Below are 12,805 nucleotides of genomic sequence, written 5' to 3'. Positions count from 1 at the left end.
CTGCCGCGATGCCAGCCCTGTTCACCCTGCAAACCCCTCGCGCCAGCGACTACCCGGAACTGATCCGCGTCTGGGAAGCTTCGGTCCGCGCCACCCACGACTTTCTCCCGGATGCCTACATCCTGCTGCTGCGCGATCACATCCTGGCCAAGTACCTCGATGCGGTCATGCTGATCTGCTGCAAGGACGTGCGTCAGCGCATTCTCGGCTTCGCCGGGGTCGCCAATGGTCAGGTCGCCATGCTCTTCGTCGGCCCCGAGCACCGCGGCAAAGGTGTCGGCAAGCGCCTGCTGCGCCACGCCATCAGCGAACTGAACGCCGACCATCTGGACGTCAACGAGCAGAACCCGCAGGCGCTGGGCTTCTACCTGCACGAGGGCTTTGCAATTATCGGACGCTCGGAGCAGGACGGCCTCGGTCAGCCGTATCCCTTGCTGCACCTTCGTCTGCGCGACCGCAGTGGCGACCACGGTGCTGACAAACACCGTTAAAGCAGCAGATTCCCGGCCCTCAACAACGCGCGGGCAGGTACAATGGCAGGTCTTAATCTGCCTTTAGCGAATCGTCTCCATGTCTGAACCCGTACGCCTGTCCAAACGCCTCATCGAGCAACTCGGCTGCTCCCGCCGCGAGGCCGAGCAGTACATCGAAGGCGGCTGGGTGACGGTGGATGGCGTGGTCGTCGAGCAGCCCCAGTTCAAGGTCGAGGGCCAGCAGGTCGCCCTGCTGCCAGGGGCCCGCGCCGAGGCGCCGGCACTGGTGACCTTGCTGCTCAATCAACCCGCCGGGATGGACCCGGAAAGCGCCCGCGCGAGCATGGTCATGGCTACCCTCAGCGAAGCCCACAGCCAGGATGTGCGCCCGTTGCACAGCCACTTCACCCGGCTGACCTGCATGGCGCCGCTGGAGCGCGGCGTCAGCGGCTTGCAGTTGTTCACCCAGGACTGGAAGGTCAGCGGCAAGATCGAGCGCGACCTGCGCAAGCTCGAGCAGGAATTCATCATCGAGGTGCGCGGTGAAGCCACCCCGCAAGCCTTTGAGCGGCTTGCCCGTGGCGTGTCGCGCAATGATCGCGAACTGCCCAAGGCCAAGGCCAGCTGGCAGAACGAAACCCACCTGCGCATGGTTGTGAAGAACCCGCAGCGCGGCGATATCAGCGACCTGTGCGCCAGCCTGAAGCTGGAGATCGTCAGCATGCGCCGCATCCGTGTCGGCGGTGTGTCGATGGGCAAGCTGCCGCTGGGCCAATGGCGCTACGTAGCAGCAACCGAACGTTTCTAAGGAATACCGCCGCGCCAGCTCGACGCGGCTTTGAACAGGATTTGCAACAATGAACCACAATGACGTCCTGCGCAGCATGCGCTACATGCTCAAGGTCAATGACGCCAAGATCATCGAGATCGTCGGCCTGTCCGGCCTTACCGTGTCCGCCGACGAAGTCGCAAGCTACATGAAGAAAGAAGAAGAGGAAGGCTATGTGCGTTGCCCGGACGCAGTCATGGCGCACTTCCTCGATGGCCTGGTGATCCATCGCCGCGGCCGCGACGAGTCGCGCCCACCGCAGCCGATCGAAGTACCGGTGACTAACAACGCCGTCCTGAAAAAACTACGGGTCGCCTTCGAGCTTAAAGAAGACGACATGCACGCGATTCTGAAGTCGGTCGACTTCCCGGTGACCAAGCCAGAGCTGAGCGCTTTGTTCCGCAAGGCTGGCCATGACAATTACCGCCCGTGCGGCGACCAACTGCTGCGCAATTTCCTCAAGGGCCTGACCCAGCGCGTGCACGGCTGAGTGAGCATGCAGCATAGCGTTGCGCCGGTTGGCATTGTCCGCTCCTGCTTCAAGGAGAAGTTCGCCATCCCCCGCCAGCCTCAGCTGGCACCGGCGGCGCGTGGCGTGCTCGAGCTGTTGCCGCCGTTCGATCAGGGTGATGCGGTGGCAGGCCTGGAGCAGGTCAGCCATGTCTGGCTGCTGTTTCTGTTTCACCAGGCGCTGGAAGACAAGCCACGGCTCAAGGTCCGCCCTCCCCGCCTGGGCGGCAACAAGAGCATGGGCGTGTTCGCCACCCGCGCCACGCATCGGCCCAACGGTATCGGCCAGTCAGTGGTGCGTCTGGAAGGGGTAGAGCCTGGGCGCTTGTTGCTGTCCGGGATCGACCTGCTCGACGGCACGCCAGTGCTGGATATCAAGCCGTACGTGCCCTACGCAGATTGCGTCAGCGATGCGATCAACCTGATGGCCAGCGCGGCGCCTGCACCGATCAGCGTGGCCTGGGCTGACGCGGCCTTGCTGCAAGCCCGTGAGCACGCGCTGCGCCTGGGTGAGCCGCTGGTTGAGCTGATTGAGCAGTGTCTGGCCCAGGACCCGCGTCCGGCCTACCAGGTACCGCCACCGGAGCGCGTCTACGGGGTCAAGTTCTGGGATGTACAGGTACGCTGGCACTACCCGCAACTGGACCGGATCCAGGTGCTGGAAGTCACCCTCGACAGCTGACCGCAGGCGGCCACCGGGCAAATCTCAGGCATAAAAAAACGCAGACCTCGGTCTGCGTTTTTTGTCGCGCTCGCCTTACTTCTCGACGAAAGCGCGCTCGATCAGGTAGTCACCCGGCTCGCGCATCCGCGCCGAAACCTTCAGACCGAAGCTGTCGAGCACTTCGCTGGTTTCGTCGAGCATGCTTGGGCTACCGCAGATCATCGCACGGTCGTCCTGCGGGTTGATCGGTGGCAGACCGATGTCGCTGAACAGCTTGCCGCTGCGCATCAGGTCGGTCAGGCGGCCTTCGTTTTCAAACGGCTCGCGGGTAACGGTTGGGTAGTAGATCAGCTTGTCACGTACCGCCTCACCGAAGAACTCGTTCTGCGGCAGGTGCTCGGTGATGAACTCGCGGTAGGCGACTTCATTCACGTAGCGCACACCGTGAACCAGGATCACTTTTTCAAAGCGCTCGTAGGTTTCCGGGTCCTGAATGACGCTCATGAACGGCGCCAGGCCAGTGCCGGTGCTGAGCAGGTACAGGTGCTTGCCCGGGTTCAGGTCATCCAGTACCAGGGTGCCGGTAGGCTTTTTGCTGATGATGATCTCATCGCCTTCCTTGAGGTGCTGCAGCTGCGAGGTCAGCGGGCCATCCGGCACCTTGATGCTGAAGAACTCCAGATGCTCTTCCCAGTTCGGCGAAGCAATCGAATAGGCGCGCATGAGCGGACGGCCGGTTTCTTGCTGCAGACCGATCATCACGAACTGACCGTTCTCGAAGCGCAGGCCCGGATCGCGGGTGCACTTGAAGCTGAACAGGGTGTCATTCCAGTGGTGAACACTGAGGACACGTTCGTGGTTCATGTTGCTCATCTAAGGTGGCTCCTGAAGAAAGACGCAGCGCGGACCAAGCGCACAGTTACGCAATAGTTTAGGGGCAGCGACGATATCTGTTAAGTTGATTATCAAGATATGTCTTATCGGTTATATAGATATGCGTTTTACACTTCGTCAACTGCAGGTTTTTGTCGCGGTAGCCCAGCACCAGAGCGTGTCCAAAGCCGCCGGCGTACTGGCCTTGTCGCAATCGGCGGCCAGTACTTCGGTGACCGAACTGGAGCGCCAGTCCAGCTGCCAGTTGTTCGACCGTGCCGGCAAACGCCTGAGCCTCAATGCACTGGGCCACCAATTGCTGCCCCAGGCAGTGGCCCTGCTCGACCAGGCCAAGGAAATCGAAGACCTGCTCAACGGCAAGTCCGGTTTCGGCTCGCTGTCGGTGGGGGCAACCCTGACCATCGGCAATTACCTGGCAACCTTGCTGATCGGTAGCTTCATGCAGATGCATCCGGAGAGCCAGGTCAAACTGCATGTACAGAACACTGCGCACATTGTGCAACAGGTTGCCCACTACGAAATTGACCTGGGTCTGATCGAAGGTGACTGCAATCATCCCGACCTTGAGGTGCAACCGTGGGTCGAGGACGAGCTGGTGGTGTTCTGCGCGCCGCAGCATCCTCTGGCCAAGGCTGGCCGGGCAGACATTGCCACACTGTCCCAAGAGGCGTGGATCCTGCGCGAGCAGGGCTCGGGCACGCGGCTGACGTTCGATCAGGAAATGCGCCACCATCGCGCCAACCTGAACATCCGCCTTGAGCTTGAACACACCGAAGCGATCAAGCGCGCAGTCGAGTCGGGGCTGGGCATTGGCTGCATCTCGCGGCTGGCCCTGCGCGATGCATTTCGCCGTGGCAGCCTGGTCGCCGTGGAAACACCGGAGCTGGATCTGTCGCGGCAGTTCTACTTCATCTGGCACAAGCAGAAGTACCAGACCTCAGCCATGCGCGAGTTTCTTGAACTGTGCCGCAACTTCACCGCCGGTGTGCGTCGCAGCGACGAGATCGTCCTACCACCGATTGCCTAGAGCAGGATCACGCCCCAGACCAGCGCCACCATCAACAGCGACACGAACTGGGCAGCGCTACCCATGTCCTTGGCGTTTTTCGACAGCGGGTGGCGGTCCAGCGAGATGCGGTCGATGGCCGCTTCGATCGCCGAATTGAACAGCTCGACGATCAGCCCGAGCATGCACACGGCAATCATGATGGCCCGCTCGGCGCGGCTGACCGGCAGCCAGAAGGCAGTTGGCACCAGCACCACATTGAGCAGCACCAGTTGGCGAAAGGCCGCTTCGCCTTTGAATGCTGCGCGCAGCCCATCCAGCGAATAGCCGGCGGCGTTGAAGATACGTTTAAGGCCGGTCTGGCCTTTGAATGGCGACATGGGTGTCACTTCACGAGAAAAAGGCCAGAAGGCTAGCCGGAGCCGGGTCAAAAAAGCGTGAAGCCGCAGGTTTTAATTGCTGGCAACTGATTCAAGCTGTTGCAGCAGCAGCGCGGCCTGGGTCCGGGTACGCACGCCGAGCTTGCGGAAGATCGCCGTGACGTGGGCCTTGATGGTCGCCTCGGAGACGCTCAGCTCGTAGGCAATCTGCTTGTTCAGCAAACCTTCGCAAACCATGGTAAGCACCCTGAACTGCTGCGGCGTGAGGCTTGCCAGGCCTTCACTGGCGGCTTTGGCTTCGGCTGAAACATCGACTTTCTCGAATGCCTGTGGCGGCCACCACACCTCACCATCAAGAACTTTTTGCACGGCGTCCTGGATCTGCTCGAGGGTGCTCGACTTGGGAATGAAGCCACTGGCGCCAAACTCGCGCGACTTGACCACCACCGCCGCTTCTTCCTGGGCCGAGACCATCACTACCGGAATCTGCGGATACTGCCCGCGCAGCAGAACCAGGCCGGAGAAGCCATAAGCGCCTGGCATGTTCAGGTCGAGCAGGACCAGATCCCAGTCGGACTTGTCGCCGAGGTGGGTTTCCAGCTCGGCGATGCTCGCCACCTCGACCAGCCGCACGTCCGGGCCCAGGCCCAGCGTGACCGCCTGGCGCAAGGCGCTGCGAAACAGCGGGTGGTCATCAGCGATGAGGATTTCGTAAGTGGCCATCGATCAATCGATCCTGTTCTGTGCCGAGGCACGGTGCTCGTCATTATGAAGCAAACCCGGCCGGCTGCCCCTTGGACTATAGAAAGGTATGCAAGCGCTGATGCGGTTCATCCTGCAGGTCCAGCGGCAGATGCCGCTTGGCGCTCAGGTAATGCAAGCTGAACACGTCCAGATAGGCATCCAGTGCTTGCGCCGCACGCACGTCACCAGCCAGTTCCAGGCACATCGCCGCCACTTCGGCAGTGCAGAAGTGATCATCGCGCTTGGAGCGGCGCAGCCGGTAGCGCGACATCTGTTCGGCTTCCAGGCTGAGCACCGGGAAGCGGTCCAGATACGGGCTTTTACGGAACATCTTGCGCGCTTCGGTCCAGGTCGCGTCGAGCAGGATGAACAGCGGACGCTTGCCGGGCGGCAGGCTGACCTCATTGACCACCCGCTGCTCGGCGACGAACTCGCCGGGGAAGACGATGTAGGGTTGCCACTGCGGCTGTTCCAGCAGCGCCAATAAGGCGGGATCGACCGCCGTGCGCTGCCAGCCAAAGGCCGAGGTGTCTTCGATCAAATCAGCGATCAACCAACCGGTATTGGTCGGTTTCAATGGCTCGGTGTCATGCATCAGCAGGCACACGCCCGCTTCAGCCGTGACGGCAGGCTTCAGCGCACACAGGCAGTGACTGGCAATGACCCGACAGTGGGCGCAGCGCACCGCGCGCGAACCACGGGCTACAAAGGGTTTGACGCTACGGGCCAGGCGCTCGGCGCGCAGCCGCGCCACCGCATGGCTCACGAGGCCACACCGCAGGACAGATTAACGATGATCACTTCAACAACTCGGCACAAATCGAAGGCGCCAGTCTATCAGAGCAGCGCTGTTTTGCCGTGCAGCGCCTGCGCGCCTTATAATCAAGCACTCGGCGCCAACGGAACGCCAGCCGCAGGTGCCGGTCAAAGCGCCAGTCATTGAATCAGGAGAGATCCATGCTGCGTGTTATCGTCCCGACCTTGAGCCTGCTGCTCATGTTGCCCATCGCAGCCCAGGCTGCGTCCAAGCAAGAGTATGAGTTGACTCAGTTGTTGCAGAAGGTCGCCAAGGAAAGCAGCGTCGGCACCCCTCGCGCTATCAACGAAGACATCCTCGATCAGGGTTACACCGTTGAAGGTAAAGCGCTGATCAACCACCTGAGCGTACGCCAGGAGCATGCCGAGCGCATGCAGAGCAACCCGCAGCAGGTGCGCAGCCAACTGGGCGACAGCGTTTGCCGCAACAACGGCTACCGTCAGTTGCTGTCCAAAGGCGCGGTGCTGGTTTACCGCTTCACGGTGTACAAGAGCAACAGCCCGGTCATGGACCAGGCCTTTGATGCTGCCAGCTGCACGGCCGGCAACAAGAAGAAGTGATCGTCTGCCGCTGACGGCCTCACTTGGCGCGCCGCTGCTCGTCTTCGGCGCGCAACTCTGCCAGCAACGCCTGCAGATACCTCGAGTGCCCTTCTGCGCCGCCCAACCGGCGCCGGCACTCGACTTCCAGACTCCAGTGATGCGCGCGCGCAGCGTTTTCCAGCAGCCGGTATAGCTGTTGGTCGACTTCGATAACCAAACGATGCATCTGGCCACCTCCCGCGCCTGGCGCTGTGCTGCTGGTTGCAAGTGACTGCCCCGCACTTCAAGTGAACAGCATCGCACTGGCAGTGGCTCGCGTCCCGACCAGCGGACTGCTCCAGCACAATCACGCCACAACGTCTAAATTGTTATTCAGCCCTTGTGCCTTTTTGCCAAGCCCGGCCAGTCCGCCGCCTGGCAGAAACCGGCACTGAAGGTCCTGCTGCACAAGGAGGAGTTGTATGCCCTACCAAGCCAACGAGCTTCTGTTGACCCACTTCAAGGACAGCGGCATCGATCTGAGCAACATCGACCTACAGCTACAACAGGTGGCTCCCAACAGCGCCAACCTACCGCTCTACCGCGACATGATGCTGACCGTGCTGCGCATGGCACAGGACGACAGCAACCGCTGGAACGCCAAGATCACCCTGCAGGCCCTGCGCGAACTCGACCACGCCTTCCGCACCCTCGAGCGCTACCGTGGTCGGCGCAAAGTCACGGTCTTCGGCTCCGCGCGCACGCCGCTGGAGCACCCGATGTACGCCCTCGCCCGCGAGCTGGGTGCCAGCCTGACGCGCAATGAGCTGATGGTGATCACTGGTGCCGGCGGCGGCATCATGGCCGCGGCACACGAGGGTGCCGGCACCGAGAACAGCCTGGGATTCAATATCACCCTGCCCTTCGAGCAACACGCCAATGCCACCGTCGATGGCACCGACAAACTGCTGCCGTTCCACTTCTTCTTCATCCGCAAGCTGTTCTTCGTCAAGGAAGCGGACGGCTTGGTGCTCTGCCCCGGCGGCTTCGGCACGCTCGATGAGGCACTGGAAGTCCTGACCCTGATCCAGACCGGCAAAAGCCCATTGGTGCCGGTAGTGCTGCTGGACTCTCCCGGAGGGACGTTCTGGCGAGATTGCCTGGCGTTTATCAGCCGGCAACTTGAAGAGAACCACTACATTCTGCCCCGTGACCTGAAGTTGGTGCGGCTGGTGCACAGCGCTGACGAGGCGGTGGAACAGATCACCCAGTTCTATAACAACTACCACTCCAGCCGCTGGCTGAAGAATCAATTCGTCATTCGCATGCATCACCCGCTCAGCGAGGCCGCGCTGTTCGACGCCCAGGAGGCATTTGCCGATCTACGTCTGAGCGGCACATTCCAGCAGCAAGCCGATGCCAGCGCAGAGCACGAAGTGGATAGCTTTGATCATCTGACCCGGCTCACCTTCGCCTTTACCGGGCGTGACCAGGGACGCTTGCGGGAGCTGATCGACTTTATCAACCTTAGCGAAAACTGGGCCAGGCCAGAGCCGATACAAACCACTCAACGAGCCCGCCAAGCGCTGAAAGCCAGTTGATCAGGGAGATTCAGTAGTCGTCCAGGTCTCGGCCGTTCAACAGGCGGCCGACCATGTCCATGGCAAAGCCACGGTAGACCAGAAAGCGGGTTTGCTGTGCGCGAGTGCGCGGATCATGAGGGAGCTGCCCGGCAAACTTGCGCTGCCAGACATCCTGCAACCGTGAAGCCCAGTTCACCCCGCTGTCACGCAGGGCCTGCTCGACATCAGCACGGTTGAGGCCACGCTGGGTCAGCTCTTCACGAATACGTGCAGGGCCATAACCGGCGTTGGAACGATAGGCAATGAAACTCTCGAGATAACGGGCTTCACTGAGTAAGCCGTCTTCGGTGAGCCGATCGAGCGCAGGCTCGATCAGGTCATCTGTAGCACCGCGCTGACGCAACTTGCGCGTCAGCTCCACGCGACCATGCTCGCGGCGCGCGAGCAGGTCCATGGCTGTCCGCCGAACCGCAACCGGGGTGTCGAGTACGGCGGGCATGGGTCAAGCTTCTGCGTCGGCGTCGGCACCCGCTGGCTCGGCAGCAGCGGCTGCTTTGCCGGCTGCAGCAACAGCACCCAGGTTGAGCAGCTTGTCGCGGATCTGCTTCTCGAGGTCTGCACCAACGGCCGGGTTGTCTTGCAGGTACTTGGCGGCGTTGGCCTTGCCCTGACCGATCTTGTTGCCCTGGTAAGCGTACCAGGCACCGGATTTCTCGATCATGCCGTGGGCAACGCCCAGGTCGATGATCTCGCCGTTACGGTAGATACCCTTGCCGTACAGAATCTGGAATTCGGCCTGACGGAACGGCGGCGAAACCTTGTTTTTGACGATCTTGACGCGGGTTTCGCTGCCGACCACTTCGTCGCCTTCCTTGACCGCGCCGGTACGGCGAATGTCCAGACGTACCGAAGCGTAGAACTTCAGCGCGTTACCACCTGTGGTGGTTTCCGGGCTGCCGAACATCACGCCGATCTTCATCCGGATCTGGTTGATGAAGATGACCAGGCAGTTGGCGTTCTTGATGTTGCCGGTGATCTTGCGCAGCGCCTGAGACATCAGACGTGCCTGCAGACCCACGTGCATGTCGCCCATTTCGCCTTCGATTTCAGCCTTGGGTACCAGCGCTGCCACGGAGTCGATGATGATCACGTCTACTGCGTTGGAACGCACCAGCATGTCGGTGATTTCCAGCGCTTGCTCGCCGGTGTCCGGCTGCGAGACCAGCAGGTCTTCGACGTTGACACCCAGCTTGCCGGCGTACTCTGGATCCAGCGCGTGCTCGGCATCGACGAAGGCGCAGGTGGCGCCGGCTTTTTGCGCTTCAGCGATGACCGACAGGGTCAGCGTGGTTTTACCCGAAGACTCTGGGCCGTAGATTTCGACGATACGGCCTTTCGGCAGACCGCCAATGCCCAGCGCGATGTCCAGGCCCAGCGAGCCGGTGGAAATAGCAGGCATGCCTTGGCGATCCTGATCGCCCATGCGCATGACCGCGCCTTTACCGAATTGACGTTCGATTTGACCCAGGGCCGCAGCCAAGGCGCGCTTCTTGTTGTCGTCCATTGAAATCCTCACGTGATCGACTGGCCCTGATGGCCCGAATAACTGTATAAGTAGCCAGTATTATTCCACAGCAAGGCGCCTGAGCAAACCCCTGTTGGCAATTTACTCGGTGCCAAGCTGTAACAAGCCGTCTAGCGCGGCGATCACCGTTTGTCGGCGCACCGCTTCACGGTCGCCGGCAAAGTGCTTGCGCACACTGCTGACGCGGTCGCCATCAGCCCAGGCCAGCCAGACGGTGCCGACCGGTTTCTCTGCTGAACCGCCGCCTGGCCCGGCCACACCGCTGACGGCCACGGCAAAGCGCGCGCCACTGGCGGCTTGCGCGCCACGCACCATGGCTTCGACAACCTCGCGGCTAACCGCGCCCACCTGCTCGAACAACTGCGCTGGCACGCCCAACTGGCGAGTCTTCTGGCTATTGGAATAGGTCACGTAGCCGGCCTCGAACCACGCCGAACTGCCGGCAACCCGCGTGATGGCCTCGGCGATGCCGCCACCGGTGCAAGATTCGGCGGTGGTGACCTGCGCATTGAGCTGCTGCAGGTGCTCGCCCAGACTGCTTGAAAGAACGGTGATCGGGTCCATGGTCGGCTCCTGACGGGAATGCGCCCTACCCTATCACCCTGAGAGGGTCAGACAAGGGGTCAGCGTGTGAGTTCGCGGACGTAGTCCTGGCAGGCACGCAATGTGATCAATCCGCGGTCGCCGAAATCGCTGATGGCGATAATTCGTCGAGCATGCGCTGGCTCAAGTCGGGCGCGTACGGCGCCATGATCCACGCTGCCGGGGGCGCCGGCGGCGGGCACAGTGGCGCAAGCGCTGTCGCGCTCGACCAGGACCGACAACCGCAGATCAGCAGTGGCAAGCCGATCACGCAGGCGAGCCTGAATTTGTTGGGCATCGGAAAGCTCCTGAAAATATCGCGATTCGCTGACCTGTAGACGCTGCTGCAGGTCGTGCTGTCGGGCGCGCTCGGCGAGCAGCTGATCGGCCAGTGCATCAGCCTGCTGACGCATCTGTTGGGCGTGGCGGGTAGCCTGGTCGGCCAACTGCCGACCGTAACGCCATCCCTGGACCTGCCAGGCCAGCAAAGCGGATGCAAGCATGAGCAGCAGGCAGAGCCCCAGCCAGCTGCGGCTCAACAGAGCACCTCGCGTGCTCGCGCCCACAGCGCCAGGCGATCGTCCAGGCCATTCAGGCCGCCATTGATAAGACGGGTGATGCGGTTGAACTCGCCGCGATCCGCCAGCGCGTTGAGCCCGCGTGAATGCCAGAACCAGGCCGCCGACTCGCAGGCCCAGCGCGGTTGTTCGAGCAACTGCGGCTGCGCCAGCAAGCGCTCGTCGCCAAACAGGGCCCGACTACAGGCCTGATAACTGTTGCGGCCGGTGATCTGAATCAGGCCGCGACCGCAGTACAGCTGGCCATCACCGTCAGCCTGCGGCGTATTACCCAGACGCCGCGCAAGGCTGCCGGTGTCGTAACGGGAGAGGTAGCGATCGCCACCCAGCTCCTTCACATAGCGCAGTTGGCCGGATTCATGGCCGATCTGTGCGAGAAACGCCGCGATGCGCCTCGGATGATCGATTTGCCAACGCGGCAAAGCTTCGTTGAGCGCTGCGAGAAAGGTGCCGACCCGCTGGCCGGCGAGGGGAAATATCTGGCTGAGTTGGCCTTCGGTAAGCATGCTGCACCTCCTTGTTTAACAAAAAAAAAGCCCAGGACGAGGTCTTGGGCATGAGCCGCAACGATGAGCCGCGCACACGTTGCTCAGACCTTGATAGCCGTGCCTCGCCGCGGCGCGACGCCCTTTTTGTTGGATTTGCCCTCGCGGCCTCCATTGCAGTGCACCGTGGTCTGCCAACCGCTGTTGGTGAACAGCTGTTCAACCGAATCGATCAGGTACAGCCCGTCCAGCCCGGCGCAGAAGCCGCTGGTTTCGATGCTGCGCTCGGCAAACAGATCGGTTCGTCCGGCCATCTCCAGGCGCAGGCTGGCGGTGCCACGGTTGAAACTGGCCAGCCGCGCCCTGGCGGCCTGTTCGGCAGCGGCGCGATTGGGGTAGACGTGGCGGTCGGTATGCACCGGCTGGTCGTCCGGCGACACCGCGCTGTTAGCCACCTCGACCACCTGCAGCGCGCCGCTGGCAGGGTCCTGGTGACGGGTACGTACGGCCTTGTGGGTCTGCTGGTCATCCAGCCGAAACTGCCATTTACTGACCATGCTGCGGTCAAGCGTGAGCACGCCAAGCGGCTTGCCGCTGGCGCTCTTGCCAGCCTGGCGAGGCAGCACCAACAACTGGCCGTTGGCAAGTTTGGCGGTGCAATCGTAGAGCCGCGCCAGACGCGTGATGAAGGCCAGATCAGACTCCGCGTACTGGTCGACCCGCGCGACCAGCACGGTCAGCGGGCACACCGCCTGCCAGCCGTTACGCGCAGCAATTTCACTGACGATCCGTTGCAGCGGCAGTGCTTCCCAACTGCCGCTGCGGGTGGTCTTGCCGCTGCCGCAAAGGTCGCTGGCCTTGCCGCGGATGACGAGGGTGTCAGGCGGGCCGGACAGCTCGACTTCATCGACCGTAAAGCGTCCAAGCCGGGTCAGCGGTTGCCCGGCATAGCCGAGATGAACCTCGATCGAGGCGCCTCGGGAAGGTAATGCAAGTGCGCCGTCGCGGGCGTCGAGACGCAGTTCGAAATCATCTGACTGCATGCCCGGCTTGTCGCTGGTGCGCAGCAGTAGCAGGCGCTGGTTGATCAGCGTGGTGATGTCGTTGCCGTCGGCAACGATACGAAACTTTGGTTGCATGGGGGTGGCTCCGAA

The 12,805-nt window shown here is 62.0% G+C and carries 18 protein-coding genes; 7 read left to right on the top strand and 11 right to left on the bottom strand.

Going from position 1 to position 12,805, the window contains the following annotated elements; genetic code table 11:
- Positions 1–8 precede the first annotated feature (8 nt).
- The 4 genes from CXQ80_RS05710 to tsaA all read left to right on the top strand — a co-directional run bounded on the left by CXQ80_RS05710 (position 9) and on the right by tsaA (position 2,494).
- On the top strand, positions 9–491 hold the full coding sequence (locus CXQ80_RS05710; RefSeq protein WP_101317373.1) for a GNAT family N-acetyltransferase: 483 nt from the start codon (positions 9–11) through the stop codon (positions 489–491).
- A gap of 79 nt (positions 492–570) precedes the next feature.
- Positions 571–1,281 (top strand): rRNA pseudouridine synthase, encoded by a 711-nt coding sequence (locus tag CXQ80_RS05705; RefSeq protein ID WP_101317371.1) that lies wholly within the window; start codon positions 571–573, stop codon positions 1,279–1,281.
- 49 nt (positions 1,282–1,330) lie between these two features.
- Positions 1,331–1,792 (top strand): DUF1456 family protein, encoded by a 462-nt coding sequence (locus CXQ80_RS05700; protein ID WP_101317369.1) that lies wholly within the window; start codon positions 1,331–1,333, stop codon positions 1,790–1,792.
- 6 nt (positions 1,793–1,798) lie between these two features.
- The gene (gene tsaA / locus CXQ80_RS05695) at positions 1,799–2,494 is read left to right on the top strand and encodes a tRNA (N6-threonylcarbamoyladenosine(37)-N6)-methyltransferase TrmO (protein WP_101317367.1); all 696 of its coding nucleotides are present in this window, start codon (positions 1,799–1,801) and stop codon (positions 2,492–2,494) included.
- A gap of 75 nt (positions 2,495–2,569) precedes the next feature.
- Here tsaA and fpr read toward each other — a convergent pair whose 3' ends face one another.
- Entirely contained in the window at positions 2,570–3,349 is a 780-nt protein-coding gene (fpr, locus tag CXQ80_RS05690) for a ferredoxin-NADP reductase (protein ID WP_101317365.1), read from the bottom strand.
- 121 nt (positions 3,350–3,470) lie between these two features.
- Between fpr and finR the strand changes: the two genes are divergently transcribed.
- Positions 3,471–4,397: a LysR family transcriptional regulator FinR gene (gene finR, locus CXQ80_RS05685; protein ID WP_101317363.1), complete on the top strand. Its 927-nt coding sequence runs from the start codon at positions 3,471–3,473 to the stop codon at positions 4,395–4,397.
- Here finR and CXQ80_RS05680 read toward each other — a convergent pair.
- The 3 genes from CXQ80_RS05680 to CXQ80_RS05670 form a co-directional block, all read right to left on the bottom strand.
- Positions 4,394–4,756, bottom strand: coding sequence for a diacylglycerol kinase (locus CXQ80_RS05680; RefSeq protein ID WP_101317361.1), 363 nt, complete (start codon positions 4,754–4,756; stop codon positions 4,394–4,396). The genes finR and CXQ80_RS05680 overlap by 4 nt on opposite strands.
- A gap of 72 nt (positions 4,757–4,828) precedes the next feature.
- Positions 4,829–5,479, bottom strand: coding sequence for a response regulator transcription factor ErdR (gene erdR / locus CXQ80_RS05675; RefSeq protein ID WP_101317359.1), 651 nt, complete (start codon positions 5,477–5,479; stop codon positions 4,829–4,831).
- Positions 5,480–5,555: 76 nt separating this feature from the next.
- Positions 5,556–6,266 (bottom strand): tRNA-uridine aminocarboxypropyltransferase, encoded by a 711-nt coding sequence (locus CXQ80_RS05670; RefSeq protein ID WP_101317357.1) that lies wholly within the window; start codon positions 6,264–6,266, stop codon positions 5,556–5,558.
- Positions 6,267–6,457: 191 nt separating this feature from the next.
- Between CXQ80_RS05670 and CXQ80_RS05665 the strand changes: the two genes are divergently transcribed.
- Positions 6,458–6,877, top strand: coding sequence for a quorum-sensing-regulated virulence factor family protein (locus tag CXQ80_RS05665; protein WP_101317355.1), 420 nt, complete (start codon positions 6,458–6,460; stop codon positions 6,875–6,877).
- A gap of 19 nt (positions 6,878–6,896) precedes the next feature.
- On the opposite strand, the gene CXQ80_RS05660 is transcribed toward CXQ80_RS05665, so the two are convergent.
- Positions 6,897–7,085, bottom strand: a complete 189-nt coding sequence (locus tag CXQ80_RS05660) for a hypothetical protein (RefSeq protein ID WP_101317353.1) — start codon at positions 7,083–7,085, stop codon at positions 6,897–6,899.
- A gap of 235 nt (positions 7,086–7,320) precedes the next feature.
- Between CXQ80_RS05660 and CXQ80_RS05655 the strand changes: the two genes are divergently transcribed.
- Positions 7,321–8,439: an LOG family protein gene (locus tag CXQ80_RS05655; protein WP_101317351.1), complete on the top strand. Its 1,119-nt coding sequence runs from the start codon at positions 7,321–7,323 to the stop codon at positions 8,437–8,439.
- A gap of 10 nt (positions 8,440–8,449) precedes the next feature.
- On the opposite strand, the gene recX is transcribed toward CXQ80_RS05655, so the two are convergent.
- From recX to CXQ80_RS05625, 6 genes are all read right to left on the bottom strand, one after another.
- Entirely contained in the window at positions 8,450–8,920 is a 471-nt protein-coding gene (gene recX / locus CXQ80_RS05650; protein WP_101317349.1) for a recombination regulator RecX, read from the bottom strand.
- 3 nt (positions 8,921–8,923) lie between these two features.
- Entirely contained in the window at positions 8,924–9,985 is a 1,062-nt protein-coding gene (gene recA / locus CXQ80_RS05645) for a recombinase RecA (protein WP_101317346.1), read from the bottom strand.
- Positions 9,986–10,087: 102 nt separating this feature from the next.
- On the bottom strand, positions 10,088–10,570 hold the full coding sequence (locus CXQ80_RS05640) for a CinA family protein (protein ID WP_101317344.1): 483 nt from the start codon (positions 10,568–10,570) through the stop codon (positions 10,088–10,090).
- Between the two features lie 59 nt (positions 10,571–10,629).
- Positions 10,630–11,127 carry a lysis system i-spanin subunit Rz gene (locus tag CXQ80_RS05635; RefSeq protein WP_101317342.1) on the bottom strand — a complete coding sequence of 166 codons (498 nt, stop codon included), beginning with the start codon at positions 11,125–11,127 and terminating at the stop codon, positions 10,630–10,632.
- Positions 11,124–11,672, bottom strand: coding sequence for a glycoside hydrolase family 19 protein (locus CXQ80_RS05630; protein ID WP_101317340.1), 549 nt, complete (start codon positions 11,670–11,672; stop codon positions 11,124–11,126). Before CXQ80_RS05630 ends, CXQ80_RS05635 begins: the two co-directional genes overlap by 4 nt.
- Before the next feature lie 83 nt (positions 11,673–11,755).
- Positions 11,756–12,790, bottom strand: a complete 1,035-nt coding sequence (locus CXQ80_RS05625) for a phage late control D family protein (RefSeq protein ID WP_101317338.1) — start codon at positions 12,788–12,790, stop codon at positions 11,756–11,758.
- Positions 12,791–12,805 lie beyond the last annotated feature (15 nt).

Source organism: Pseudomonas sp. 02C 26 (assembly GCF_002843585.1).
GTDB classification, from domain to species: domain Bacteria; phylum Pseudomonadota; class Gammaproteobacteria; order Pseudomonadales; family Pseudomonadaceae; genus Aquipseudomonas; species Aquipseudomonas shirazensis.
Note: the sequence above shows the minus strand (reverse complement) of the source record. Positions and strands in the feature narration are given on the sequence as shown.

Bases quoted from the DNA above. Each gene is read 5' to 3' on its own strand.
- CXQ80_RS05705 (WP_101317371.1), top strand. From the start codon at position 571: ATGTCTGAACCCGTACGCCTGTCCAAACGCCTCATCGAGCAACTCGGC.
- CXQ80_RS05710 (WP_101317373.1), top strand. From the start codon at position 9: ATGCCAGCCCTGTTCACCCTGCAAACCCCTCGCGCCAGCGACTACCCG.
- tsaA (WP_101317367.1), top strand. From the start codon at position 1,799: ATGCAGCATAGCGTTGCGCCGGTTGGCATTGTCCGCTCCTGCTTCAAG.
- recX (WP_101317349.1), bottom strand. From the start codon at position 8,920: ATGCCCGCCGTACTCGACACCCCGGTTGCGGTTCGGCGGACAGCCATG.
- CXQ80_RS05680 (WP_101317361.1), bottom strand. From the start codon at position 4,756: ATGTCGCCATTCAAAGGCCAGACCGGCCTTAAACGTATCTTCAACGCC.
- CXQ80_RS05640 (WP_101317344.1), bottom strand. From the start codon at position 10,570: ATGGACCCGATCACCGTTCTTTCAAGCAGTCTGGGCGAGCACCTGCAG.
- fpr (WP_101317365.1), bottom strand. From the start codon at position 3,349: ATGAGCAACATGAACCACGAACGTGTCCTCAGTGTTCACCACTGGAAT.
- CXQ80_RS05660 (WP_101317353.1), bottom strand. From the start codon at position 7,085: ATGCATCGTTTGGTTATCGAAGTCGACCAACAGCTATACCGGCTGCTG.
- erdR (WP_101317359.1), bottom strand. From the start codon at position 5,479: ATGGCCACTTACGAAATCCTCATCGCTGATGACCACCCGCTGTTTCGC.
- CXQ80_RS05630 (WP_101317340.1), bottom strand. From the start codon at position 11,672: ATGCTTACCGAAGGCCAACTCAGCCAGATATTTCCCCTCGCCGGCCAG.
- finR (WP_101317363.1), top strand. From the start codon at position 3,471: ATGCGTTTTACACTTCGTCAACTGCAGGTTTTTGTCGCGGTAGCCCAG.
- CXQ80_RS05665 (WP_101317355.1), top strand. From the start codon at position 6,458: ATGCTGCGTGTTATCGTCCCGACCTTGAGCCTGCTGCTCATGTTGCCC.
- CXQ80_RS05655 (WP_101317351.1), top strand. From the start codon at position 7,321: ATGCCCTACCAAGCCAACGAGCTTCTGTTGACCCACTTCAAGGACAGC.
- recA (WP_101317346.1), bottom strand. From the start codon at position 9,985: ATGGACGACAACAAGAAGCGCGCCTTGGCTGCGGCCCTGGGTCAAATC.
- CXQ80_RS05700 (WP_101317369.1), top strand. From the start codon at position 1,331: ATGAACCACAATGACGTCCTGCGCAGCATGCGCTACATGCTCAAGGTC.
- CXQ80_RS05625 (WP_101317338.1), bottom strand. From the start codon at position 12,790: ATGCAACCAAAGTTTCGTATCGTTGCCGACGGCAACGACATCACCACG.